Source organism: Janthinobacterium sp. HH102, from assembly GCF_001758625.2.
GTDB lineage: Bacteria > Pseudomonadota > Gammaproteobacteria > Burkholderiales > Burkholderiaceae_D > Janthinobacterium.
In genome coordinates, this window is the sequence record NZ_CP062065.1 from 29,563 (window position 1) to 53,572 (window position 24,010).

The 24,010-nt window shown below is 46.4% G+C and carries 25 protein-coding genes; 10 read left to right on the plus strand and 15 right to left on the minus strand.

Going from position 1 to position 24,010, the window contains the following annotated elements:
* Positions 1 to 42: 42 nt before the first annotated feature.
* Positions 43 to 669 (minus strand): transglycosylase SLT domain-containing protein, encoded by a 627-nt coding sequence (locus JAB4_RS30335; RefSeq protein WP_175444845.1) that lies wholly within the window; start codon positions 667 to 669, stop codon positions 43 to 45.
* A gap of 18 nt (positions 670 to 687) precedes the next feature.
* Positions 688 to 1,212: a hypothetical protein gene (locus tag JAB4_RS30340; RefSeq protein ID WP_139143925.1), complete on the minus strand. Its 525-nt coding sequence runs from the start codon at positions 1,210 to 1,212 to the stop codon at positions 688 to 690.
* Positions 1,213 to 1,443: 231 nt separating this feature from the next.
* Between JAB4_RS30340 and JAB4_RS30345 the strand changes: the two genes are divergently transcribed.
* The 4 genes from JAB4_RS30345 to JAB4_RS30360 all read left to right on the plus strand — a co-directional run bounded on the left by JAB4_RS30345 (position 1,444) and on the right by JAB4_RS30360 (position 3,284).
* Positions 1,444 to 1,683, plus strand: a complete 240-nt coding sequence (locus JAB4_RS30345; protein WP_070308598.1) for a hypothetical protein — start codon at positions 1,444 to 1,446, stop codon at positions 1,681 to 1,683.
* A 39-nt stretch (positions 1,684 to 1,722) separates the two neighbouring features.
* The gene (locus JAB4_RS30350; protein ID WP_070308558.1) at positions 1,723 to 1,962 is read left to right on the plus strand and encodes a hypothetical protein; all 240 of its coding nucleotides are present in this window, start codon (positions 1,723 to 1,725) and stop codon (positions 1,960 to 1,962) included.
* Between the two features lie 459 nt (positions 1,963 to 2,421).
* On the plus strand, positions 2,422 to 2,958 hold the full coding sequence (locus tag JAB4_RS30355; protein WP_193725231.1) for a hypothetical protein: 537 nt from the start codon (positions 2,422 to 2,424) through the stop codon (positions 2,956 to 2,958).
* Positions 2,959 to 2,996: 38 nt separating this feature from the next.
* Positions 2,997 to 3,284: a hypothetical protein gene (locus JAB4_RS30360; protein ID WP_193725225.1), complete on the plus strand. Its 288-nt coding sequence runs from the start codon at positions 2,997 to 2,999 to the stop codon at positions 3,282 to 3,284.
* 6 nt (positions 3,285 to 3,290) lie between these two features.
* Here the strand turns inward: JAB4_RS30360 and JAB4_RS30365 are convergent, their stop codons facing one another.
* The 5 genes from JAB4_RS30365 to JAB4_RS30385 all read right to left on the minus strand — a co-directional run bounded on the left by JAB4_RS30365 (position 3,291) and on the right by JAB4_RS30385 (position 11,211).
* Positions 3,291 to 3,773 (minus strand): lytic transglycosylase domain-containing protein, encoded by a 483-nt coding sequence (locus JAB4_RS30365; RefSeq protein ID WP_071653597.1) that lies wholly within the window; start codon positions 3,771 to 3,773, stop codon positions 3,291 to 3,293.
* Between the two features lie 56 nt (positions 3,774 to 3,829).
* Positions 3,830 to 4,996, minus strand: coding sequence for a hypothetical protein (locus JAB4_RS30370; protein ID WP_139143952.1), 1,167 nt, complete (start codon positions 4,994 to 4,996; stop codon positions 3,830 to 3,832).
* Between the two features lie 1,096 nt (positions 4,997 to 6,092).
* The gene (gene mobF / locus JAB4_RS30375; RefSeq protein WP_175444838.1) at positions 6,093 to 9,236 is read right to left on the minus strand and encodes a MobF family relaxase; all 3,144 of its coding nucleotides are present in this window, start codon (positions 9,234 to 9,236) and stop codon (positions 6,093 to 6,095) included.
* Positions 9,223 to 10,842: a type IV secretion system DNA-binding domain-containing protein gene (locus JAB4_RS30380; RefSeq protein ID WP_083287450.1), complete on the minus strand. Its 1,620-nt coding sequence runs from the start codon at positions 10,840 to 10,842 to the stop codon at positions 9,223 to 9,225. The genes mobF and JAB4_RS30380 overlap by 14 nt, the downstream gene beginning before the upstream one ends.
* 9 nt (positions 10,843 to 10,851) lie before the next feature.
* Positions 10,852 to 11,211, minus strand: a complete 360-nt coding sequence (locus JAB4_RS30385; protein WP_139143913.1) for a hypothetical protein — start codon at positions 11,209 to 11,211, stop codon at positions 10,852 to 10,854.
* Positions 11,212 to 11,606: 395 nt separating this feature from the next.
* Here JAB4_RS30385 and JAB4_RS30390 point away from each other — a divergent pair, with 395 nt between their 5' ends.
* The 4 genes from JAB4_RS30390 to JAB4_RS30405 are packed head-to-tail and all read left to right on the plus strand — an operon-like array spanning position 11,607 to position 13,661.
* Positions 11,607 to 11,855: a hypothetical protein gene (locus JAB4_RS30390; protein ID WP_070308585.1), complete on the plus strand. Its 249-nt coding sequence runs from the start codon at positions 11,607 to 11,609 to the stop codon at positions 11,853 to 11,855.
* A 38-nt stretch (positions 11,856 to 11,893) separates the two neighbouring features.
* Positions 11,894 to 12,328, plus strand: a complete 435-nt coding sequence (locus tag JAB4_RS30395) for a hypothetical protein (protein ID WP_139143912.1) — start codon at positions 11,894 to 11,896, stop codon at positions 12,326 to 12,328.
* 53 nt (positions 12,329 to 12,381) lie between these two features.
* Positions 12,382 to 13,152: a StbB family protein gene (stbB, locus tag JAB4_RS30400; protein ID WP_070308583.1), complete on the plus strand. Its 771-nt coding sequence runs from the start codon at positions 12,382 to 12,384 to the stop codon at positions 13,150 to 13,152.
* Positions 13,152 to 13,661: a hypothetical protein gene (locus tag JAB4_RS30405; protein ID WP_139143911.1), complete on the plus strand. Its 510-nt coding sequence runs from the start codon at positions 13,152 to 13,154 to the stop codon at positions 13,659 to 13,661. Before stbB ends, JAB4_RS30405 begins: the two co-directional genes overlap by 1 nt.
* A gap of 1,350 nt (positions 13,662 to 15,011) precedes the next feature.
* Here JAB4_RS30405 and JAB4_RS30410 read toward each other — a convergent pair.
* The 5 genes from JAB4_RS30410 to JAB4_RS30430 all read right to left on the minus strand — a co-directional run bounded on the left by JAB4_RS30410 (position 15,012) and on the right by JAB4_RS30430 (position 17,734).
* Positions 15,012 to 15,251, minus strand: coding sequence for a hypothetical protein (locus JAB4_RS30410; protein WP_139143910.1), 240 nt, complete (start codon positions 15,249 to 15,251; stop codon positions 15,012 to 15,014).
* Between the two features lie 83 nt (positions 15,252 to 15,334).
* The gene (locus JAB4_RS30415) at positions 15,335 to 15,541 is read right to left on the minus strand and encodes a hypothetical protein (protein WP_139143909.1); all 207 of its coding nucleotides are present in this window, start codon (positions 15,539 to 15,541) and stop codon (positions 15,335 to 15,337) included.
* Positions 15,538 to 15,864 carry a single-stranded DNA-binding protein gene (gene ssb, locus JAB4_RS30420; RefSeq protein WP_071653578.1) on the minus strand — a complete coding sequence of 109 codons (327 nt, stop codon included), beginning with the start codon at positions 15,862 to 15,864 and terminating at the stop codon, positions 15,538 to 15,540. The genes JAB4_RS30415 and ssb overlap by 4 nt, the downstream gene beginning before the upstream one ends.
* 807 nt (positions 15,865 to 16,671) lie before the next feature.
* Complete coding sequence (locus tag JAB4_RS30425; RefSeq protein WP_175444837.1) at positions 16,672 to 16,821, minus strand: hypothetical protein; 150 nt, start codon at positions 16,819 to 16,821, stop codon at positions 16,672 to 16,674.
* 85 nt (positions 16,822 to 16,906) lie between these two features.
* The gene (locus JAB4_RS30430) at positions 16,907 to 17,734 is read right to left on the minus strand and encodes a DUF932 domain-containing protein (protein WP_070308581.1); all 828 of its coding nucleotides are present in this window, start codon (positions 17,732 to 17,734) and stop codon (positions 16,907 to 16,909) included.
* A 725-nt stretch (positions 17,735 to 18,459) separates the two neighbouring features.
* On the opposite strand from JAB4_RS30430, the gene JAB4_RS30875 reads away from it, so the two are divergent.
* A complete protein-coding gene (locus JAB4_RS30875; protein WP_070308580.1) occupies positions 18,460 to 18,789 on the plus strand; it encodes an H-NS histone family protein in 330 nt (109 codons plus the stop codon).
* 130 nt (positions 18,790 to 18,919) lie between these two features.
* Here JAB4_RS30875 and JAB4_RS30440 read toward each other — a convergent pair whose 3' ends face one another.
* The 3 genes from JAB4_RS30440 to JAB4_RS30450 all read right to left on the minus strand — a co-directional run bounded on the left by JAB4_RS30440 (position 18,920) and on the right by JAB4_RS30450 (position 22,442).
* Positions 18,920 to 19,369 carry a hypothetical protein gene (locus tag JAB4_RS30440; RefSeq protein ID WP_139143908.1) on the minus strand — a complete coding sequence of 150 codons (450 nt, stop codon included), beginning with the start codon at positions 19,367 to 19,369 and terminating at the stop codon, positions 18,920 to 18,922.
* A gap of 39 nt (positions 19,370 to 19,408) precedes the next feature.
* Positions 19,409 to 21,259 carry a ParB/Srx family N-terminal domain-containing protein gene (locus JAB4_RS30445; protein ID WP_175444836.1) on the minus strand — a complete coding sequence of 617 codons (1,851 nt, stop codon included), beginning with the start codon at positions 21,257 to 21,259 and terminating at the stop codon, positions 19,409 to 19,411.
* A 412-nt stretch (positions 21,260 to 21,671) separates the two neighbouring features.
* Positions 21,672 to 22,442, minus strand: a complete 771-nt coding sequence (locus JAB4_RS30450) for an N-6 DNA methylase (RefSeq protein ID WP_070308576.1) — start codon at positions 22,440 to 22,442, stop codon at positions 21,672 to 21,674.
* 598 nt (positions 22,443 to 23,040) lie between these two features.
* On the opposite strand from JAB4_RS30450, the gene JAB4_RS30455 reads away from it, so the two are divergent.
* Positions 23,041 to 24,003, plus strand: coding sequence for a DNA-binding protein (locus JAB4_RS30455; protein WP_071653576.1), 963 nt, complete (start codon positions 23,041 to 23,043; stop codon positions 24,001 to 24,003).
* Positions 24,004 to 24,010 lie beyond the last annotated feature (7 nt).

Below are 24,010 nucleotides of genomic sequence, written 5' to 3' on the forward strand. Positions count from 1 at the left end.
TTCCGCCATCTTCAAGTCAATAAATGGCAAGGTAGTTTTTAATTAATCACCGAATATGTCGCCATTCGAAAATACATGTTTTTTGTCGCCCTCCCTTTCCTTAACAGCTTCTGTATAAAATATATCGTTCCTATCTTGATAATCTTCTGCTTTGACAAATTGAGAAGTTTTTTTAAAATCTTCTGAATTTTGAACTTCCGCCCCTCGCTTTACTATTGTTCCTTCTGTATTTTCAATTCTCGACAGTATTGATGCTGCATAAGAATTGCTTATTGTTGACGTTATTTTTCCTGAGTTGTATCCCCTTAGTGCGGCATATACAGCATCGCGCCCCTTAAATCCTGCCTTCAATGCTTGATTATGAAAGCTTACTAATATTTTTTGGCCGTAAAATATATTAGTACATGGATCAAAAGCTTGCTCCAATGTTAGCCCGAATCTCTTTACATTTTCTATATGAACTTGAGACAATCCCACTGAAAATTTCTTTCCCTTTGCCAATAGTTCTTTTGTTATTGATATAGCTTCAGTTCTATTTTTCGGTTTTTTAAATAAGTATTCTTTCCCGTCTAGTCCTATGGCGTTCGGATTAAAAGTAGACTCCTGCTGCATCAACGAAGTGGTAAGCCTTGGATCAAGCAATGGAGCGCAGTCAAGCAATGCTGGCATGAAATCCATTTTTATCACTTATTGGTTCTGATTAAGACTATTCAGCCGCGCAGCTTCCTCTTGTTGCTTTTTCCACACCTTATAATCCGTTTCGAATTTTGGAGAAACTTGCGTTGCCGCATTTTCCGATAATGCTTCTGTTACGGAACCTGAATTATTCCACCATACGCGAACGTATGGCTCATCATTTATTTTTACTGTAATTACTCCCGCATAAGGACAGAGCAATTGTTCTGAATCCCCATTTGAAAAGTAGTAGCGATATTGTGGCGGGCAGTTTTCCCCATTGGCATATTGGTTTCTAGCTGAGTTAGCACCTGTTGTACTGCCGGAGTTCATGTCACAGAAAGGAAACCCCTTCCCTTTCGCAAGCTCTCTGAAAAGTTTTTTAATTGGTGCAACACATTCGGCTACAGCTGTTGGGCCTTTTGGGTTGGCAAGGCAGAGAACTACGGTGCATGGCCAGTCGTCGGCCTTTGCGACTTGCACGCTCAGGGAGAAGATTGACAAAAGGATAATTTTCAGCGTTTTTTTAAGTGGCATATATGGAAAGTATTAATTTGTTATCGTAAAAGTCATGTTATGCAATCGCAAAATGCACATTATATTCCATACGGCAACTAATATGTCGATCAAACAATTTTTTTTCATAAATTCCTAGCAACCTCCTCCCATGGCTATTACCCCTCCCTATTGGGTCGATCCCCCGCAAGGCTTGCTTGACCGCGACTTGGTAGTGCACCACAGCTGGCGCGCGCGACAGCGCCCGCCGCCGTGCTGCTGGCCGTCGATGCCGCCCCGCTTTACCTGTGGATTTTTCTCGGCCGCTGTGGGCCGGTGCCGCTGCTGCTGATCGCACAGCCGGCGACGTGCGCCTGGTCGGCGCCGCTGGCCCACCAGCTGGCCAGCCTGCAGCATGCCGCCTTCGATCGGTCGGCGCCCGCCTCGATGCCGTCCGCATGGGCGCGGGCGAATTTCTCGGCCGCTGGCCGCTGCGCGCCCTGGATCTGGTAGACCGCTCCGCGAGAGGCCTGCAGGCCCGCGCCCGCCGTTGTGCTGCTGGCCGTCGATGCCGTCCCGTTTTACCTGTGGAATTTTCTCGGCCGCCGTGGACCGGCGCCGCTGCAGCTGATCGCGCAGCCAGCGACGTGCGCCAGGTCGGCGCCGCTGGCCCACCAGCTGGCCAGCCTGCAGCACGCCGCTGTCAGCCAGGCCGCGCCCGCCTCGATGCCGTCCGCACGGTCGCGGGCGAATTTCTCGGCCGCTGGCCGCTGCGCGCCCTGGATCTGGTAGACCGCTCCGCGAGAGGCCTGCAGGCCCGCGCCCTGGCCGTGCACCAGCTGGCGCGCGCGGGAGCGCTCTGCAGCTCGCTAGCGCACGCCGTCGTGCTGCTGGCCGTCGATGCCTCCCCGCTTTACCTGTGGATTTTTCTCGGCCGCTGTGAGCCGGTGCCGCTGCAGCTGATCGCGCAGCCGGCGACGTGCGCCAGGCCCGCGTCGCTGGCCCACCAGCTGGCCAGCCTGCAGCACGCCGCTGCCGGTGGGGCCGCGCCCGCCTCGATGCCGTCCGGATTGGCGCGGGCGAATTTCTCGGCCGCTGGCCGCTGCTCGCCCTGGATCTGGCAGACCGCTCCGCGAGAGGCCTGCAGGCCCGCGCCCTGGCCGTGCACCAGCTGGCGCGCGCGGGAGCGCTCTGCAGCTCGCTAGCGCACGCCGTCGTGCTGCTGGCCGTCGATGCCTCCCCGCTTTACCTGTGGATTTTTCTCGGCCGCTGTGGGCCGGTGCCGCTGCAGCTGATCGCGCAGCCGGCGACGTGCGCCAGGCCCGCGTCGCTGGCCCACCAGCTGGCCAGCCTGCAGCACGCCGCTGCCGGTGGGGCCGCGCCCGCCTCGATGCCGTCCGGATTGGCGCGGGCGAATTTCTCGGCCGCTGGCCGCTGCTCGCCCTGGATCTGGCAGACCGCTCCGCGAGAGGCCTGCAGGCCTGCGCCCTGGGCGTGCACCAGCTGGCGCGCGCGGCAGCGCCCTGCAGCTGGCCAGCGCCCGCCGTCGTGCTGCTGGCCGTCGATGACGCCCCGTTTTACCTGTGGAATTTTCTCGGCTGCCGTGGACCGGCGCCGCTGCTGCTGATCGCGCAGCCGGCGACGTGCGCCAGGCCCGCGTCGCTGGCCCACCAGCTGGCCAGCCTGCAGCACGCCGCTGCTGGTCGGGCCGCGTCCGCCTCAATGCCGTCCGGATTGGCGCGGGCGAATTTCTCGGCCGCTGGCCGCTGCGCGCCCTGGATCTGGTAGACCGCTCCGCGAGAGGCCTGCAGGCCTGCGCCCTGGCCGTGCACCAGCGGGCGCGCGCGGCAGCGCCCTGCAGCTGGCCAGCGCCCGCCGTTGTGCTGCTGGCCGTCGATGCCGTCCCGTTTTACCTGTGGAATTTTCTCGGCCGCCTTGGACCGGCGCCGTTGCTGCTGATCGCGCAGCCGGCGACGTGCGCCAGGCCCGCGTTGCTGGCCCACCAGCTGGCCAGCCTGCAGCACGCCGCTGCTGGTCGGGCCGCGTCCGCCTCAATGCCGTCCGGATTGACGCGGGCGAATTTCTCGGCCGCTGGCCGCTGCGCCACTGGATGAGGCGAATTATTTTTTGGAATTTAATTTTGAATTAACTACTTTTTGAACGTAGCCGGTTTTAAATCCAGTGTTGAAATTTCCAGACTGATAGCAAGAGATAGCCGCCCGCAAAGCGACTTGTTGATCAACGTATTTAGGCAATGCTCGGGAGTAACACTCGGCTAATATTTCGCCACCAACTCTAATGTTTTCACAAGCACTAAATATAGTATTTATATTCAAATTGTATTTTTTGAAATTTCTAGAATTTACCTGGGCTGCCCCGGCATCAAAATGATACCCATGTTCCATAAACCACGAAGCCCAAGCAATAGCTTCATCGCGGTTCTTGGGTTGGGAGGTCAGCATAAAAACAGTACCATCATTTTTTACTATTTTATAACCAATCGCATTTGGCCTTTTGAAACTTTCAACATTGACAATGTGCGACATAGTGTCAGGGGAGACATTGGAAGGCGTACATGACACAATAAGAGCTGCAAAATCCATTTTCAAATTCCATAAAAAAACCCGTCAAAAGTGACGGGTAATCAGCTTTAACAATATCAGCCAATAATTTTGCTTCGATTGTTTGTTTTGATACGATCATTCAGATCAGTAATCTGCTTACTGATATTATCACAAACAGTTTTTTTCAAAATTGGATCAGAGAATAATCCAGCATCATTTGGGTAACGACTAAAAAGGGAAGCAGCTTTATCGTCACTCAAGCACGCACTGTTGCGATAAAAATATTGAATCAAATCCGTCGCAATGTAGTTTTTCACGTATTCATGAATGACAATCCCGCCAACAATTATATTTGTGCCATCAGCATTCTTTTGAGCCGTCAATTCATCAAGAACAAATGGATAAGAATCATCAAATCCAGCGCCTACCCATTTTCCGACATTGATGGAAATATTTTTTCCATTTACACCGGAAAGTGGAAACGCATTTTCAGAATATGAAGACAATACTCTTGTAACTGTTTTAGATGGCAAATCATAGCGGACCCCGAACCATTCAAATGCTTTTAATACATCAATATACGTTGAGTTTGTATCCGCCAAAGAACCAGGGTATGTTTTAAGTAAACTCATACCGATACGAGTATCATCCTTCAAGATAATGTTTGGCGAACTAATGCTCAAAACCGTATTGTTTGATGCAATAAATGCACTGTTTAATGTTGCGCCTTCTTTTGCTTTATAGGAAACAAGATGAGATATGATACTGGTCAAAGGTGTGATCACCAGATTATCTGTATCACTAGTCAAGTACGGAATAACAATTTCCAAACCAACATTTTCTTGTTTTGCATTGTCTACCAAGGAAATAGTGGAACCACCAGCGCTTACCAAACGCAGCATTCCACTAGGTATCTTTGAGAACTGAATCTGAAATTTACCAGACATATCGCTTGGTTGTGAAGTACCGACTAAAGCACCATTGGCACCGTCTGCCTGTACGACATATGCGTTTACAATTGCACCATTCGTATTAAAAACAATGCCATTCAACACGGAAATTGCAGATCCATTAGTCGGCAAATTTGTATAAGGATCAATCGGATTTGCTGACACAGGGGGTACTACTACAGGGGGAACGACCACAGGGGGTACTACTACAACAGGAACATCAGGGGTAGTCTGCGAACCAGCACCACCTCCGCCACATCCAGTCAATGCGACAAACAAGATTGCTACAAGAATTTTATTATTCATCTTCATACGTTCTCCAAAAAATTATTGATGATAATGTGGTCATTTTTTTCTGACCAAAAAAATGTCTATAGGAAACATTATAGGTGTGAAATCGCACCACTGCAACACATTTTTAAAATATCGTCTGAGCCTGAGAATTATTCCGTCTAGTAACCGTTGGGATGTTTGGTAATGCTCCCCAATAGTAGATCAAGCATCCGATACCAAATAGTCATCCGCTGCTGTTCGGGACGGGCCGCCTCGATGCTGTCCGCATGGGCGCGAGCGAATATCTCCACCGCTGGCCGCTGCTCGCCCTGTATCTGGCAGACCGCTCCGCGAGAGGCTTACAGGCGCGCGCGGGAACGCCCTGCAGCTGGCCAGCGCCCGCCGTCGTGCTGCAGGCCGTCGATGCCGCCCCGTTTTACCTGTCGAATTTTCTCGGCCGCCGTGGACCGGCGCCGCTGCTGCTGATCGCGCAGCCGGCGACGTGCGCCAGGCCCGCGTCGCTGCCGGCCAGGCCGCGTCCGCCTCGATGCCGTTCGGATTGGCGCGGGCGAATTTCTCGGCCGCTGGCCGCTGCGCGCCCTGGATCTGGTAGACCGCTCCGCGAGAGGCCTGCAGGCCTGCGCCCTGGCCGTGCACCAGCTGGCGCGCGCGGCAGCGCCCTGCAGCTGGCCAGCGCCCGCCGCGGTGCTGCTGGCCGTCGATGCCGCCCCGTTTTACCTGTGGAATTTTCTCGGCCGCCGTGGACCGGCGCCGCTTCTGCTGATCGCGCAGCCGGCGACGTGCGCCAGGCCCGCGTCGCTGGACCACCAGCTGGCTAGCCTGCAGCACGCCGCTGCCGGTCGGGCCGCGACCGACTCGATGCAGTCCGTATTGGCGCGGAATTTCTCGGCCGCTGGCCGCTGCGCCCCTGGATCTGGCAGACCGCTCCGCGAGAGGCCTACAAGCCCGCGCCCTGGCCGTGCACCAGCTGGCGCGCGCGGTAGCGCCCTGCAGCTCGCCAGCGCCCGCCGCGGTGCTGCTGGCCGTCGATGCCGCCCGTTCTATCTGTGAAATTTTCTCGGCCACCGTGGAACTGCGCCGCACACATTTCAGCTTTGCAAATTTCCGCAATATCCTATTTAAATGAGAATTGGCGTTTTTCTTTTAATACCTCTTGACTTGATGTTTTAACTAAATTATCCGGCGAGCGAACAATTGCCCCATTTAATTGCTCACGTTGAAGTCTAGTAGCCATTATCCTTTTCTCCAAATCATCACTACGAAGCTCCAGTGCAGCGTATTTTTTCGGCTCCCTAGACATAACTTCACCAATTAATTTTTTCGAATCAGTGTACAAGCCTAAGTCATCTTTTGAGCGCGATATTGCAACGTAAAAAACAGCACGATTACTTGTTAAGCTAGATGTATCTGCATCAATTAAAACTCTTTTTTCAGTCAGCCCCTGAGAACTATGAACTGTCGTAGCCCAACCATATTGAAGGTGAATTGGATCACTACGTGGAATAGAAGTACCGTTATCTAGAATTACAGCAGCATCAGTTACACTTTCAACCTTCGTCCGAAAACCATTAACCAACGAGAGATTAGTGTTATTTCTAGTTATCCGAATAAAATCGCCCTTTGCTAATGCAATTTCAGTTTCGGCAAATATTGATATGGATTGCTTTTTAGCCGGATCAAAACTTACAATATTTCCATCTGGCGATACAACTTCAATTTTATTTTCAATAACATTTATATCTACAATCTCGTATTGAGTATTTCTCTTCAATCCAAAAGATTCCTTACCCTCAAACATTAATATTTGAGACTTACTAAAAAGTGAAGCAATTTTCTTTTCAGCCTTACTCATATCAATGCTTTCCAGATTTCTTACCATTATTCCTTCTTCTATTTTTAGATTCGAACGAACCTTAGAATTGATGCTAGATCTGGCAACATTAGTGCCTGTCACGATCAATGTCTTTTCGCGCTCCAACTCAGGCAAATCGGTAAAATCCTTCGCCAATTTAGTATACCTATCTTCAGGATCTACTATTTCAATGGTACGCGATTCTAGTTTTTTTGCAGCTTCGGCTATACGTCCATTTGCGGCACTTACCACCGCGCTTTTAAGTTCGATGTTTTTTTGCCTTTGAATTTCTGTAATGTGTGCAACACTCATTCCTGCGTCTTGTAACTGTTCAAACGGCTTACCTGCCTCAACTGCCTGAGTTTGTTTTCTATCACCTGTCATAACTAATCTGGCATCCGCTTCAGCGACTAAATGCATTAGATCCCTCATTTGATGTGCTGGAACTACACTTGCCTCATCAAGAAATACAATGGTTTTATTATTTAATTTCGCCTGATCCGAAGGGCGCATTAAAAATGATGCTAATGTTTGCGATTTCATTCCTAAATCTGCCAATGCCTTGTTCTGGGAGGCATACGGAGCTAAGCCGATAACATCATACCCCCTCTCCATAGCATTCTTCATAGACTCTTCTTTAATTACTTCCACAGCTTCACTAAGCATATGGCTTTTTCCTACGCCCGCATATCCTTGAACTCCTACGAATCTATTATCTGAGGTTAATATAAGCTCCACAGCATCAAATTGCCCTGCATTTAAGGTTGTACCCTTAAACATACTAGATACTTCTTCTTTGGACTTGATGGGCTCCACTCTATTACGACCATCGACCTCCATTCTTAGGATGCTTTTTTCAGCATTCAACATTTCACCAGTAGTGAAACGCTGTTCAACTAATACAAGACGACCTTTAGAAATGGAATCCTCAACGAACTTTTCTACCTCTGCTTGTGATTTTCCAGTTTTAGCCATTGTTAAGGCGACCCACGATGATTTAGTCAGCTTTTTTAGATCTTCTTCATCCTGCCTAAAATTATCTGCCTGAAATTTGCTTTTCTCCTTTTTGTCTCTCTCAAATGATTTTGCACTTTGATAAAGCGGCAATTCTGCAATCAAACGTCCATCAGATTGGGCTTTTAAAATCTCATCTTCAATTTCCTTAAATGCTCCCAAGGCATGATTATATGAGCTTTCAAGAAGTTCCCCTTTGGTAAAAATGCCCTGGCGCTCCATCAAATGTTCAATGGCAAAATTCACAGCTTTTACAGCGGAACTTTCTTTTGGCGATATTTCGTCATTCAAATAAACATCGGCCATTTCGCCATTTAGTATCTCTGCCCTGGATTCGCCTTCCAATGACGTATCACCTTGGCTTACATATTTTCCACCATCCAAATTAACATATTCTTCATTTCCACCTTTTTCCTTAACGAAAGGCTTATCTGTTTTCTTCGCCCCCCCCTCTTTTATGGGTTTTATTTTTGCAGTGGTTTTCCCAACTTTAAGAGAGCTGTTTTTTTCGTCCATAGATACAACAACCTCACTTAGAACTCTTTTCCATTCATCCCGCAAAACCGTCCTATCGGTTTCCGTCTTGACTGGGCGAGTTGCTAATGTCAGCATTTGTTTTAGCTCTTGACTCGCTGATTTTCTATCCTTTCCATACTTCTCCAATGCTTCTTCAATTTGCTTACTTCTTTTGCTAAAAACCTTTATTGCTTCATCAGATATTTCTGAAAGTTCAAATCCATTTTTTGTAACCCGTATTTCATATCCTATCTCTTTCAATTTCTCAGCCAATATTCCTCGATAGTAAGCCCCCCCTGTTTTTACGCTATTTAGAATTTCATCATTAGTTAATGCAACCCATTTTTTATCATCGCGCATGGTCAAGTTCATCATGACTGCATGAGTATGTAGTTGTGGGTCTTTGCTTCTTGATAGTTCATGCCGGAATGTCGCCACAGTCAAATTACCTGTATGCTGACGAAAACTATTCCCCTTAACCTTCAGCCTGGCTACTGCCTTGCTCTCAAGAAAAGTAATAGCCTCTGATACAGCTTCATCATGTGCTTTAATAATTCTTTCGTCGCCATTTACTAGTGCCGCTATACTTACACTTTTTGGAGCACTAAAGGTAAAGTCAATACCTAATCTATCTTTTGACTTTTTCCCATTTCCTTGATTAGTCGTATTCGACTTTCTAATTATTTCACCGGAGGGTAAATGACCTTCTAAAATCTTCTTAAATTGTTTACTTGTTATAGTTCCATCAAGTCCCAACAATTCAGCCCCCTTCCCTTTCCACTCTCCTTTTGGCCCTTCTTTCGCATAGTAGTCATCATTATTTTCGAAATAATGGGCAGCACCTCCGGCGTCGCTGACAAATTTAAATGACAGCACTTGCAACTCCAAATTTCAGTCTATTTTTTGCAGCTGTAGTTAAATCAGTTGTCCATTTATTTTTGATAATTATCATTGGCTCCGTAACTGAAACTCTTTTCTTATGCTTCATTTGAATTCTAGCCACTGGTATATCTCCAGCTAATTTCAAATATCCACACAGATCTGGCAACCCGCTAATCTCAGATGGCTTCACCAATCTTTCTGAATTTGTTTCTATCGAACTACCTGCTTTGGCTCCCATGGTTCCGCCTGATAATGATATTTTTTTCCGTAAGACTTCATGCTCTCCCAAACCTTTTGAAACTTCTTCTGTGGTGAATGTATCGCCTTCGCTCACTCCCAAACAACCGAAGTTACGTAGACTATTCCGCAGAGTCAAGGCATCATTTTTACCGTTGGTTTCATCAAGTTGGGCCAAGGATTGGAAACCAGCAAATATTTTGAACAGATGCTTACGCCCTTTTGTGGCGGCCTGGATAAGATAGTTCAGTTTAGATAATGAATCAAGTTCATCAATAATCAGATGCATATCCTTTGCGGCCTCGACATTAGATGACAATGAGCTAGCGCATATAACATCAATCCAGCAAGATATAAGTGGCTTAGTGGCTTCCAGCATATCCTCACGCCAGGTAATCCATAGATTACCTGTTCCGCTCTCAAGCCACTTCCTAATGGAAAAACTTTCCTGCCCTGGTTCTACACTCAAAAATTTATGAGGAACCACATAGCGTGTAAGAACGGCTCTTACGCTGCCTAGCGTTTCTTCGGCTCCATGGAACATACCTGCAGCGGAAGTTCCCGCCAACATTTTTTGTAATTGCTCATTTGTTGCCTCTACTAACCAATATACAAGTTTTTCAGTTGTTCCCTCCCTAACCCTTACCAACTTCAACATTACTTCTGCAACAATAGTCCTTGCCATTGCATTCCATTGCTCCCCCTCTGTGGTTGGGCTTTTTGGAATCATACTTACTGCATATTGCTCGACATCATAAGCCGTTTTTATTTCATTAAAAATTGACCAAGACTGCGTTCGTGCATCAAATGGATTCAATATAAAATCACCTTCTTTCCAAAATTTTTCCATGAATCCACCGTTGGGATCTACGCATACTGTCTGATCGCCTCTTGCATGGGCGCTTTCAATATACGCACTGATTGCTTGTGATTTACCTGTTCCGGTCGATCCTGCTACCGCATAGTGTTGATTTTCTTTTGAAGTAGGTACGGGTATTCCCATGAACGATAATTGCTTTTTCCAATATTCCTTAGTAATGTCCTTTAATCTTGCAGCACTCACCATATCAGGGCCCCGCAATTTTGAAATAAAATCCCCCCCGTTAAATCCCGTCTTATAATAAATATAGAATTGAACGGCGACTATCATTCCAAATACAATCCCAAACAAAGGCGGCAGCCATAGCTTGATATCAGTCAGCGTTGCTAGCAAGGCGTAGAAATATCCTGCAGCAATTTTCTCTTTCGGTATTGAGAATGTCATATTTACCGCGTACACCCACATAGCAGCAGCAATTACTATTATCAAGAAGAACAATGCAGCATTATTTCTATCATCACGTCTTTTTTGTCCAGCACTCATAGTTAATCCTTATTTTTTATTTAAAAAACTTTCAATTGCTCTAATATCAATAGATTTATTAACTCGATGTTGAATAGATTCATCTACGGAGTTATACAACATTACAAATACACTAGCAAGCATTGACAATTCAATTCCATCATTCTTATGACTTAAAATTTCTCGTATCATTTTTTGTTGTTGTCTATTCCCCTCAATAAGATTTTCTATTTGTTTGTTGAGTGCACCAATACCAGAGCTATCGGCCGAATCTGTTGATAAAGAGACACGTCTCATGAACGTACTAATTGCTGTATCGCCGGTCAAAACCATCTTTGCTCGAATGATTTCCTCATCTTCCGTGTTCAATCGAACACTTATCATAGCCATGTGTGACATTTCCTATCATTAAATTTCATAGAATCAATAGTTTACATTGATCTGTCATACATTTCAAATTTTGTGTCATACAGCGTTAGCCTTAGTTCATGCGGGTTTGCAGTGCACCTGTAAGGTGCGTATGGTGTGGCACTCTAGGACGGCATTTCCCCCCCTGGCTTTGGCTCTACCCACCAGCTTTTGCCTGGCTAGGACGCATCGAAAAAGCGTATTTCTCCCCTGCTTTTCCTCCGAATCACCACAAAAATGGAATAAATTGAAAATTTCTGAAATTTTTTGCAAATACCCTCTTTTTTAGTGAAATAAACTGATATAATATGCAAATACTTGGTAATGCATGCAATTACATGTGATAATTGCAGCTCGACTAACACATTGGAAAGACTATGGAACAAACGGAACTGGATATGCTGAAACTTGCAGTAGAGCAAGCCCTGGCAATGAAGCTATCCTTCAAGCGCGCGATCATTCATCACATTTTCCCGCAGATAGAAGCCTGTGCCCGCAAATATTCCCATGAGCAGATTGTCGAAGTTCTGAATGAGGCTGGCGTATCTTTCACGCTACGAACATTCCGCGTAACTCTCTCGCGCGCTCGTTCTGAACTCCGAGATCCGACCCCCGAACAAAAATAATTTGTATCTTAGGATACAATTGAATCATAGGATACAAAATGAAGGAAATTGATAAAACGGCTCCATTGCATGACTCTGTTAGTGAGTCATTGAAAGAATTAAAGCCAAAAACGAAGTTTGCCGAATTCACAACGCTTTGGCCAGAAATTAAGGATGCTATTCAGCGCCAAGTTAAAATGAATGCAATCTGTAAAAACTTGAACTCTTCGGGATTCAACATTCCATATGTTACATTCACCCGCTACGTTCAAAAAATGACGCTGCAGGAAAATGAAAATGTCCATCAACCTGTGGTCAAGAGCCAGGGAGCGGCGCCATTCTATCCAGTGCAGCAACTTGATTCGCTGGAGCAAGATATGTCAAATGCCGTTGCTTCCGAATCTGGATCAGCATTGGAAAAAGCTCAACGTGCAGCATCTGTTGACTATTCGAAAATTGCTAGAAACGCTGAAAAAAATAATCGGCAAAAGTAGTACATTGATTTTAATCACCAAAACTCAACCTTAACCACCAGAAAGAAAATGAAATGAGCCAATATCAAGAATTGAAAATTTGCGTTCTTAACCTCTCCGGCAACGTCGGAAAAACTGCAATGTCTGTTCATCTTCTTAAAGCTGAACGTCCTTCCGCCCAATACATTTCCGTTGAATCAATCAACCATAGCGAAGCGTCCGATGTTGATAGTATTGTTGCTGACCAGTTCAAGGGCAGCCAATTCAAACAGATTTACCGCGAATTGATGACAAATGATGATGTTATCATTGACGTCGGCGCCTCTAATGTGGCTGTGTTTATGGAAGAGTTGACGAAATATCGTTCCGCGATTGGCGAATTTGATATTGTCGTAATCCCCACTGTCCCCGCTGAAAAACAGCAAAAAGATACGATTGCCACAATTGAATGGCTTTCCAATTTGGGCATCCCTGCTGAAAAAATCCGGGTTGTATTTAATCAATATGGTGCAGTTGATACCCTCAACGAGACTTACGCTCACGTTCAAGGTTACGCATCATCCGTGGGACAAACCAAAGCGTCCTGGTTGCCCCATGTAATCATTAAGAACAATGAAGTGTTTGAAATGGTGAAAGCAGTTCGTGCAACTATCCGTGAACTGGCCCTCGACAAAACAGATTGGGTCGCTACACGTAAACAAGCCAAAGCAGACAAAGATATGGATGCCTTTGAAAATGCTTGTGATTCCCAAATCCGGAAAGACCTGGCAATTTCAGCGTATTCGGATTTGCAGCAAGGATATCAGGCCCTTTTGACACCATATATTAAGAAGGCGAAGAAATAATGAACGGCCCACAAACGACAAAAGATGCTCAATGGCGAATTCTTTTGGGCGAAGTGGGCCCGCTTCTCGATAAGACAGAAGCGTTATTGGTCAGTGCAGAATCTCTTTCTAATGTAATGAAGGAATCTCATGAACTGATTACCGCTGATCTTCAAAAATTCGGGAAAAAGGTTCACGACTGGGAAATATCATCTGATAATGTTTTACAGCACGTAACTCATCTTCTTGAAAAGGTGGCGACTTCCCAAAATGTTTCGCCTGTGCTTCAGAAAAATAGTCAACCGTTCGACGGCAAGAAAAATCTTGTCCTTATTGTTTCTTCTATGTTCTGCTGTAGTATTTTTACCGGTATTTTAGTAGTTCTTGGTATGGTTTCGTTTAATGCCAAAAGCAATGATTATGAACATGCCCGTATCGGTCGTGCAGTTGTTCAAGCGCTTCCTTTATTGGAACCCGCTACACGAAAAAAAGTTGAAGATGCTCTTCAAAAAGCTGCTGCAGCGAAATAGTCAACAATGCCGGAGGCTGGTTCTAGCTCCGGCATTGCCCTATTGAGCAAACATTAGACTTAGCTCCCTTACTTCCCCTCCCCCGTGATTTTCTCGGCCATTTCTCCGGCTGCTGCCTGCCCCGCCTCGATGCAGTCCGCATATGCGCCCCCCCCTGGATCTGGTAGACCGCTCCGCTAGAGGCCTGCAGGCTCGCGCCCTGGGCGCGCGGCTGCGGCCTGACGATCGGCAGCACCCGCCGTCGCGCTGCTGGCCGTCGATGCCTCACCGTTTTACCTGTGAAATTCTCTCGGCCATTTCTCCAGCTGCTGCTGGCTGGCCAGCGCCGCGCGTGGTCGCGCTGCGCCTGGCGTAATTTGACCGGGCGTTGCGCCTCGATCCGCCCTACTTTTCCCCGTGATTTTCTCGGCCGTCTTCCAGCTGCTGCTGGCTGGCCAGCGCCGCGCGTGGTCGCGCTGCGCCTGGCGTAATTTGACCGGGCGTTGCGCCTCGATCCGCCCTACTTTTCCCCGTGATTTTCTCGGCCGTCTTCCAGCTGCTGCTGGCTGGCCAGCGCCGCGCGTGGTCGCGCTGCGCCTGGCGTAATTTGACCGGGCGTTGCGCCTCGATCCGCCCTACTTTTCCCCGTGATTTTCTCGGCCGTCTTCCAGCTGCTGCTGGCTGGCCAGCGCCGCGCGTGGTCGCGCTGCGCCTGGCGTAATTTGACCGGGCGTTGCGCCTCGATCCGCCCTACTTTTCCCCGTGATTTTCTCGGCCGTCTTCCAGCTGCTGCTGGCTGGCCAGCGCCGCGCGTGGTCGCGCTGCGCCTGGCGTAATTTGACCGGGCGTTGCGCCTCGATCCGCCCTACTTTTCCCCGTGATTTTCTCGGCCGTCTTCCAGCTGCTGCTGGCTGGCCAGCGCCGCGCGTGGTCGCGCTGCGCCTGGCGTAATTTGACCGGGCGTTGCGCCTCGATCCGCCCTACTTTTCCCCGTGATTTTCTCGGCCGTCTTCCAGCTGCTGCTGGCTGGCCAGCGCCGCGCGTGGTCGCGCTGCGCCTGGCGTAATTTGACCGGGCGTTGCGCCTCGATCCGCCCTACTTTTCCCCGTGATTTTCTCGGCCGTCTTCCAGCTGCCGCTTCCGGGCCTGCACCTCATAGTTTTTCCAGCCTTCCAAAAATCCGCGGCCCCAGGATGCCAAGCGATTCCATATCCTGTATTTGTAACCATAGTGAATTGCAGCCATCTCCTCCATGCAAACACTCTCGCATGCAGCCTCAGTAGCTTTCATTATTTTCCAAGATAGCATTTCTAAACTCCAGTATATTATTCGTTGGCCTTCGGCACTTGCTGAAAGCCATCCAATCACAGTTTAGTCATACTCTGGATTCATCGCGTCTTTTCTTGCACTCTTTTGCCCCTCTTTCCACGATGCCAACAAGTCAGGTTCATCACGAAAATCAGCAGGCGGTGTATATACTCCACTTCCATAATCGTTATAACCGAAGAACTCAGCATCACTCAAGGCAATTGATATTTCCAATTTTTTATCTTCGCCATCAGCCATTTTCCGTGCATTCGACAAACTATTTTTCACATTTTCTACAGTCATTTTGTTCTCCTAATTAATTATCCAATAAAGATATTATATCAATAGGTCACAAAAAGGTCAACAAAATATTTAAAAAAATACGATTAAATCATCCCATGCCTATGAGCCAGATCCAGTATAAGTTTTGCTGTTATACAACGCCATTCTCCATCAGGATTAACTGGAAAATCATACGTTTTATTATTGTCATTCCAAGTGGCGCCCATTGCAATGGCGACCGATGAAAACTCACCAAACTTAACACTTCTTACGCAAATTGTATTTTTCCCAATAATAAGAGTAGTCATCATTTTGCACCAGTGAATTTTTCAAGAAAGGTCACAACTATTTCGGTTGTAAAGCGATCAACCCCAGCTTTTTTATCATGTGAAATTTTCGTCTTCAAACTTCCTTCTATATAAATCAAGTCACCTTTTTGAAGATTCTCACATGCAGATTTAGCAATATTCCCATCCAATTGCAATCTATGCCATTCAGTTATTTCTTTACCGCCCCCCAAGTAATCATTAGTGGCAATCATCAGATTTGTAACAGGCGTGCCATTATTAAACTTGCGAAGTGTCGGAGATTCTTTAACATTTCCAATCAGAATTACTTTGTTTAAGCTATTCATTTCCGCTCCTATTAACGATTAATTCAATTATACATAAAGGTCACAAAAAGGTCAATATTTAATTTACTGAGAAGATACAGCACTTTATCCCGTTGCCATTTGAAAGCCTTTTTATATAGACGCTTTTAAACGTATGAAAACAAGCACCTTTATAGAGCTATGTTGTGCCTTGAAACAGAGTCCGGGGGACTCTGTTTTGCGGCCGGTAGCCCCCCGCCGTGGTAGCGGTGCGCGTAAGCGCAGGGGCGTATCCCGGCCGCAGCACATAGCGAAGTGTTAGCATTCGCATTTCGGCATGCCAGCTCGACCAGGGGCGGCAACCTGGGCAACGACTGCACCGGAAATCTCGCCCGGGGCAGGGCGGCACCACCGGCCAGCTCGACCAGCGGCGGCAACCTGAGCAGCGACCGCACCCGGAAATCTCGCACGGGGTAGGGCGGCGGCGCCGGCCAGCTCGACTAGCGGCGGCAACCTGGGGGCGACTGCACCCGGAAATCTCGCCCGGGGCAGGGCGCGGCCACCGGCCAGCTCGACCAGCGGCGGCAACCTGAGCAGCGACCGCACCCGGAAATCTCGCCCGGGGCAGGGCGCGGCCACCGGCCAGCTCGACCAGCGGCGGCAACCTGAGCAGCGACCGCACCCGGAAATCTCGCCCGGGGCAGGGCGCGGCCACCGGCCAGCTCGACCAGCGGCGGCAACCTGAGCAGCGACCGCACCCGGAAATCTCGCCCGGGGCAGGGCGCGGCCACCGGCCAGCTCGACCAGCGGCGGCAACCTGGGCAGCGACCGCACCCGAAGACCGCCTATTCAAATACCAATAATTCTCGCTGGCACAAAAATTCGCGCTCCATTGATACTTGACAAAACCATTGGCCCGCCATCAAACTTACGCTGATCCTCAGGAAGTTTAATAAAATCGTCCACGTGTATCGAAATTTTGTTAGAATCTTGTTTCATTTCTTGCCCCTGAAAATGTTAGATTTGAAGAAGCGCAGTTGTCTGCAAACATACTGCGCTTCACTACTTTTACTGTTCGATTAAGTTACCCATTTTTCAATTTTTTCATTTCTTCCGCCAAACTCCAAAGAGTTCGGTTCAGTCGTACATTCTGGTCAATCCCCTTGACCTCTCTTGTTTTTGTTCTGGTGAATTTTTCAGTCCGGATCGGCACCCCCCCCTTTATCATATTTTCTTGGACTACATTAAATGTAGTCCAAAGGTCTGTTTTCACATCATTTTGTCTCCACGGCCGTAAAATTTGTTCTGCGGTTATCGGAGCAGGCTTGTTTTCAGTTTCGTATCTCAGTTCTAATGCATGCCGTGCAAAAATGATTTGCTCCTGTTTGTCGAGGACAATGGACTTCATTTCTTCCTTGTGTTCGTCTACTAACGCAAACTCTTCAACAACACGAAACGCGCCTTCAATTACATTATCAATAACATTTCCACTGTGCCGGATCTTCACATCGCGGTTCCCTTTACCGCTGACCAGACCATTTGTGCACACCACACGGAATACGCCTGGAATGATTTGATAGCTTGATGTACCGTCATGGCTGTTAATCAAGATGATTTCGTTAACTTCTTCGCCACGATCAGCATTGAACTGGTTTGCTTGCCGCATACGAATCATGTGTTTTGTATGTTCTTTTTTCTCAACACTACGGGTTCTTGCTTGGCTCACCATAAACGGTTGAAAACCTTCCGCGCGCAATGCAGCGACAACTGTAGAAGTGGGAATATAGGTATATCGCTCTGAGCGACTTTCATGCGCCTCCGTGGCAAAAATCGAGGGCGCGATACGCTGCATCATTTCGTCGGTCAGCGGTTCACGTCCACGATATGCGGTTTGAGTTGCGAATCTGCTCATGAGGTTTCCTTAATCTGTTTTAAAAGTAAATCTTCTTATTTGCCACACAAGAAGTATAACAAAAGGTCACACAAATATCAAGCGAAAAGATGATAATTCGTGAAATATTTTGCAAATTTCGTATATTTTTTGATTATTTCGCATATTTTTTGAAATAATTTGAAATTTCTTGCGAATGCAACTACCGGCTTTTGCCGGCCCCCTGTTTCTATAGACGCCTTTGAAGGTTCGCGTATCGGTATCGCTGTAGAGCTATGTTGCGCCTTGAAACAGAGTCCGGGGGACTCTGTTTTGCGGCCGGTAGCCCCCCGCCGTGGTAGCGGTGCGCGTAAGCGCAGGGGCGTATCCCGGCCGCAGCGCATAGCGAAATGTTGACAGTGGCGTTTCTATGTTTTGCGTGCCCTCCCGAAGGGCTAATGCGTGAGGTGCCTGGAAGGGTGGCCCGGTATTTTGGGCCAGTCCCGAAGGGACAGAGCGAATAGCGATCCCTGCAAGGGACCGGCCCCCTTTAGGGGGACACGTCCAAGATCTGACATTTAAAGAGCATGCTGAATTAATTATTTAACATTAATATTTCAATTTAAAGACCATCTTTAAACAGACGTATTTTTTTAAAAAGAGGTATTGTTTAAAGTTATTTATGATGTTATGCTTATTCCCGTTGTAGAGATATCCTCATATAAGGATGTTTTTTAAAACCAATCACTAATCATTGGATATAAAGCATGAAAACATACGATCAGTATCAAAAAGAAATCATCGAAATGAAAGCCCGTCATGCTACGGAGCTGGCAGAAATCACCAAAGCTGCCGAGGCTGCACATGCTGCTGCGTTGAATACCGCGCGCGAGCAAGTTGCCGTAATGGCTGCGAACCTGGGTATGTCTACCGCTGATTTGCTTGGTGCATCTGGTGGTAAGAAAAACAAAGGCGTGAAAGCTCCGTCGGTGGTGCCGGTCAAGTACAAAGATCCTGAAACGGGTAGTACCTGGACAGGTCGGGGCCGTCAGCCGAAATGGCTGGAAGGCAAAAACCGCGAAGACTTCGCGGTATGAAAAAAGGGCGCCAACGGCGCCCTTTTTTCATTGAAGCGTAAGCCCGGCATGGTGAGGCATGTTGGCTCATCCTTCCTTGAGGCAAGAAGAAAGGGAGCGCGTAGCGCTCCCTTTCTTCTTGCCGATCCAATCAGCCTTGGCTTTTCCTATTATTCATCGGGGAAAGAGATATTTCTACAACACCTGATCTATGCTGAATTTGCTTGACAACCAGCGCACCATCCTTATTTTTTGAGAAATTTTCATCAACGACAAAACGTACAGGTAATGATATATCCAATTTGCTTAGAATAATACATAGTTCCGATCCCGTTATAATCTCCTTTTGTTCAGATGATAATGAAGTGTGTTCAGGCATATCCCCGACGTCGATCAAATAGTGCTCTGCGAGTATTGATGGGTCTACTCTGTATCCGTTTTCAATGGCCGCTAAAATATGATTTTTATGAATGTTCATGACGGCGAGTATGTCGCCCTGGTCACGATAGTACGGATTTCCAATTTCCTGCACTCTGAATTCGGTTAAGCTCATCTTATGGGGAGCTTTTACAATTTCTGACATATCCATTTTTTCTTTCATAAGCGTCATAAGCGGGCCATAGGCCCGCTCGTTGACAAATTATTCAGGTTTCAGAAATTCAGGAATCCAACGACGCCCAATCATATTCTTTTCCGCCGCAGCGGAAATTTCTGCCTTCTTCAAGGAGTTCAACGGAGAAGCAATGTCCATTGATACTTGTCCAGCTACAATTTTAATTGTTTGCGACTTTGGCACACGGCTAAAATAAGATTGACTTGTTGGTGTCCACCAGTCACACATATCAAACGATATCGCTTTTTCAACTTGTGCAACATGGCTTTCTTTTTGCTCGTCACTTTGTACGGTATTGATACTTGATGCTGTACAAAATGCCAATATGTCTAATAACATTTTTTCATTTTGCAAGAGCAACCAATCAAATAAACTTCCTTCATCATTTTTAGGAAACAGATTTTCTAATTCTTGTTTTTTTTCTGCCATTTTTATAATGGCCGGAGATTCACGCAAATCGTCGCCATCATTGACCAGATAAGGGGTAGTAGTGGAAACTTGGACTAAGCTTCGTTCACTACGGAAGCCGAATACATCGCGCACCATTTTGTGCACGAGAATCGCCAGTGCTTTTTGTGGCTGGTCGATCAGTACAGCTTGAATACCTGCTGTGCGATGAGCTGTAAGCTGCCGAATCAAAGGGGCAGAATGAGGTGATTTTTCTTTCTCTTCCTCTTCCTCAATTTTGTTACTATCTGCGTTATCTTCATCTGTATCATCCGCACGCCGTACCCGATTTTCAAACTTGACCAGATTTCCATTTCTGTCAATAGATAATACCGTTCCAGCTTTAGCTAAATCATTCTCATCAGGAACAACATGGGCTTTTTCAATCAGATCAATTTGCTTCTCTATATCAACTATCTTTCCGGCGATGATATCTGTTTTTTCCTCATAATCTATCGCATCGTTATCGTAATTATCTATTTCATCCTGGAAATCACTGCATGCTTGCACAAGCATTTCCACCAATTCTTTAATTTCATCGCTGTATTCTTTCTCTGCCATCTTTGCTAACCGATATTGCTGCAAGTAGTCATAATCGGCATTTACGGAGATATCTACCCAACCTGCATTATTCTCGCTGTGCTTACTGGCTTCTTTTTCCAGTTTTTGCAGTGCAAGACTATGTAATAGTTGAGGGTCTTTTAAGAAACAATTTCCGTCATCGCTAAAAAGGTCACGGGTAATAGCGCCGCCTGCAGCCTCATACTGACTTACCGTTACAAATGCTGCTAGTGCTGCGCCAGATGGAATGTCGCTTTGTGTAAGTTGATTGCGAATGTGTACAGCGTAATGCTGAGGTGCGGTATTCTGCCATGCAAGCACTTGGGTTGCATGGTCGTCAGACAAGGCAAGTGCTTTTAGTTGATCTAACTTTATTTCATCGGAGCGATACAATTTCATGAACATAGGGTCAAGATTTGCAAGGCGCAAGCGACGGCTGACTACAGATGCTGTGACACTAAACATGGATGCAATTTCATCGACAGTATGTCCTTCGTCCACCAGCGCTTTAAATGCAGTGCATTCCTCTGCTGGATGCATAGGTTCATGCTCGTTTTCCATCAGACTATAAACCACGGCCAATTTTTGGGGAATAATCAATACTTCTACCTCTTGATCTTCCGAGTATTCGCCAGTTTCAACCAGATACTGCAGTGCGAGAGTGCGGCGGCCACCCGCACAAACGCCCTTACGGTTCGTGTATTTACCTTTTTTCTTTTCTTTGTAGCCTGTCAAATTCTGAATCAAGCCCTGTTCTTTAATCATTTTCGCAAGCTCTGGAATTCCTTTTTTGTTCTGGCGAACATTTTCTTCAGCAACGAAAAGGTTTTTGATTTGTACCATTTCTTTTTGGTATGGGCTATTTTTCATTTTCAACATCCTTTATATAGGGTATCTGTAAGGGGGGTGAGGCCATCTGCACCTCGCTGCGCTGCTCTGCAATACAGATATTATAGCAAAAGGTCACATAAATATCAATGAAATGATGAAAATAGTAGATATTTTTTGAAAATATTTGAAAATTACGTACATAAAATGAAAATTCATGCAATTTTCTATTGCTATTAAGACAATCTACTCTTTCATGTTGGGGCAAAAACCGTCTTTCTGGATAACGGTTTTGGACTATGAATAGAGTTCAGCTGCAGCGCCATGCTGTGCCTTGAAACAGAGTCCGGGGGACTCTGTTTTGTTGCCGGTAGCCCCCCGCCGCGGTAGCGGTGCGCGTAAGCGCAGGGGCGTATCCCGGCAACAGCACATGGCAAACAGTTGCGTATGCGGGTCAGCTGAAAAGATTGAGTTGCCCCATTTCTGGCATTGCATTGACCATTTTGGCGGGCATTAGTAATGGCACTTTTATTTCCGATATTGTCTCTACTAAATTTGTCCCTACACGATATTTCCAGCCTCCGATTATATGCGCCGGTGTACTCCAGTCAGACCACGTTTTCCCCGGATTCAGGCTGTTACAGTGGATAACAATTGCTGGAATATGCAGTATAGACAATTGTATATATGTCATATGAACCGCCGTTTCATCAATATCTTGTGCTATAACATGTAAATGTTCTTGATAGTTAATTCCAATATCAATCATAGACTGTGCCATACCAATAATCATCCCTCCGGCGCCACATGTAGGCTCATTAAGTTCGATATATCCTTTGCTTTTAACCTTTTCCTCAAGCCCCGAAAACGTCATTTTTGCCATCATATAAGATATGCTATATGGCGTAAAAAATTGTCCTTTCCAGCTGTCGCCCAAATTCATGGCCATAAATATCGAACCTAAACAATCATGATATTTATCCGCCAATGAATTAACCACTTCCGCAAACATTTCAGGAAACAAGTTAAATTCTTCTTTCTCATACTTTTTCAGAATTTCAAAATATCTACTTTCTCGCTTCTCAAATTGTCTTTTATCCACAGCATTACTTAGAGCAATTGCCATTACTTCACAAAAATCACGAAATACTTCATGTTTTCTGTGGCGTCGTGAAGCTTTTTCAATTAGTTTCATGAAATTTTTTTGATGTGAATCAATTGACATAAATTTTCCTTTTTTTGTGTATCGGGTTACATAGATTTTTTAGCGGAATCGTTCTGATGAACGGCAGTTTCCCCTTATAAATCTGTGTATCGGTTCACATGAGTTTCGGCGCGGTATGGCGATCGAAATTAAGTGTAGGAAGCGATGCAAGGGCATCTACGAAAGCCGCAGCTAAGCGAGCCTTGGCGAGTCTGAACGGGTGTAGTAGATGAGCGTAGCGATCCCTTGCATCGCTGACGAACTTGATTACGATTTGCCATGTAGCGCCGAAACTCATGTGTCCGGGTCAGCATTGATAGACGCGGCCGTACAGCGTTGGCGCGCAAGCGCCCTTTGCGCGCTTGCGCGCGCTCTCTAGGTCGTTGAGTGAGGTGCCTGGAAGGGTGGCCCGGCTTTTTGGGCCAGTCCCGAAGGGACAGAGCGAATAGCGATCCCTGCAAGGGACCGGCCCCCTTTAGGGGGACACTCCCAGGGGTTGCTTGTACGGGTTAAAAATGTGCATATCGAGCGTACCAAAATTAAAAGATATCATTTCATATCGTATCTTGATATTGTATGATACTATATTCATACATTGACCTTAATCGGAACTAACGCCATGACTAGCCAGCAATCAATATCGAAACCGGGTCGTATCGGCATATCTTATGAACAAGTTGCGTCTGAATGTGAAAGTATTCTAGTAAGGGGGCAGCGCCCGACTCAACGATTATTAATTTCCCTGTTAGGGGGATCGGCAAGTACGATTCAAGGCCATTTAAATAAGTGGAAGGAAAATCGTTCTGATAAAGCCACACCTCCTGTTGCCTTATCAGAACAAATGCAACGAGCATTACTATCTGAGATTTCAAGAATCAACTCAGATACTGTCCATGATATTAAAAATCAATTATCGGATACGATAGGCGATTTAGAGGCACTTACAAGTGAGTGCCAGAAATTGAATAATGAAATTGAAGTTTTGCAAAATGAAAAAGCTGAGTTAAATATCAGTTGTCAAATTCAGTCTAAGGAAATTAGCCAACTAAGAATCGAGAAAATAGAAATCGAAAATGAAATATTGAAAGAGCGGGCCATAGGCATGAACTTGGCAATTAAGATCACTACTGCTGAAACTCGTCTGGAAGTGTTGGCAAAATCAGAGAATGAAAATCATCAATTAAAACAACAGCTTGATGAAATGAGGGAGTTGCTTTCATCAACGAATATTCGTTTTGCAATAGTAGAAAAAACACTGGCAGATTGCCAGGAAAAGAATGTGGAATCTAGCGAACGAATTTCTAGTTTAAATAGTCAGGTAGCAGATCAAGGCAAGACGATAGAGTTGCGAACTAAAGAGTTATTTTCTTCTGATTCGAGAGTTGAAGCCGCAAATGCACGATTGGAAAGTGCGGCTAGGGAATTGAGTAACGCAAAGGAAAATATTGCAACGTTGCGGCAATCCGAAAGAGTTGCGGTAGAAACGGCAGCAGAACTACGTGGTCAATTACAGATATTGAAATTACCGAAGCCCGTACTGAAAAAGAAAGATTCAAATCAAGATACGAAGGAAACCAAATAGAGAAATT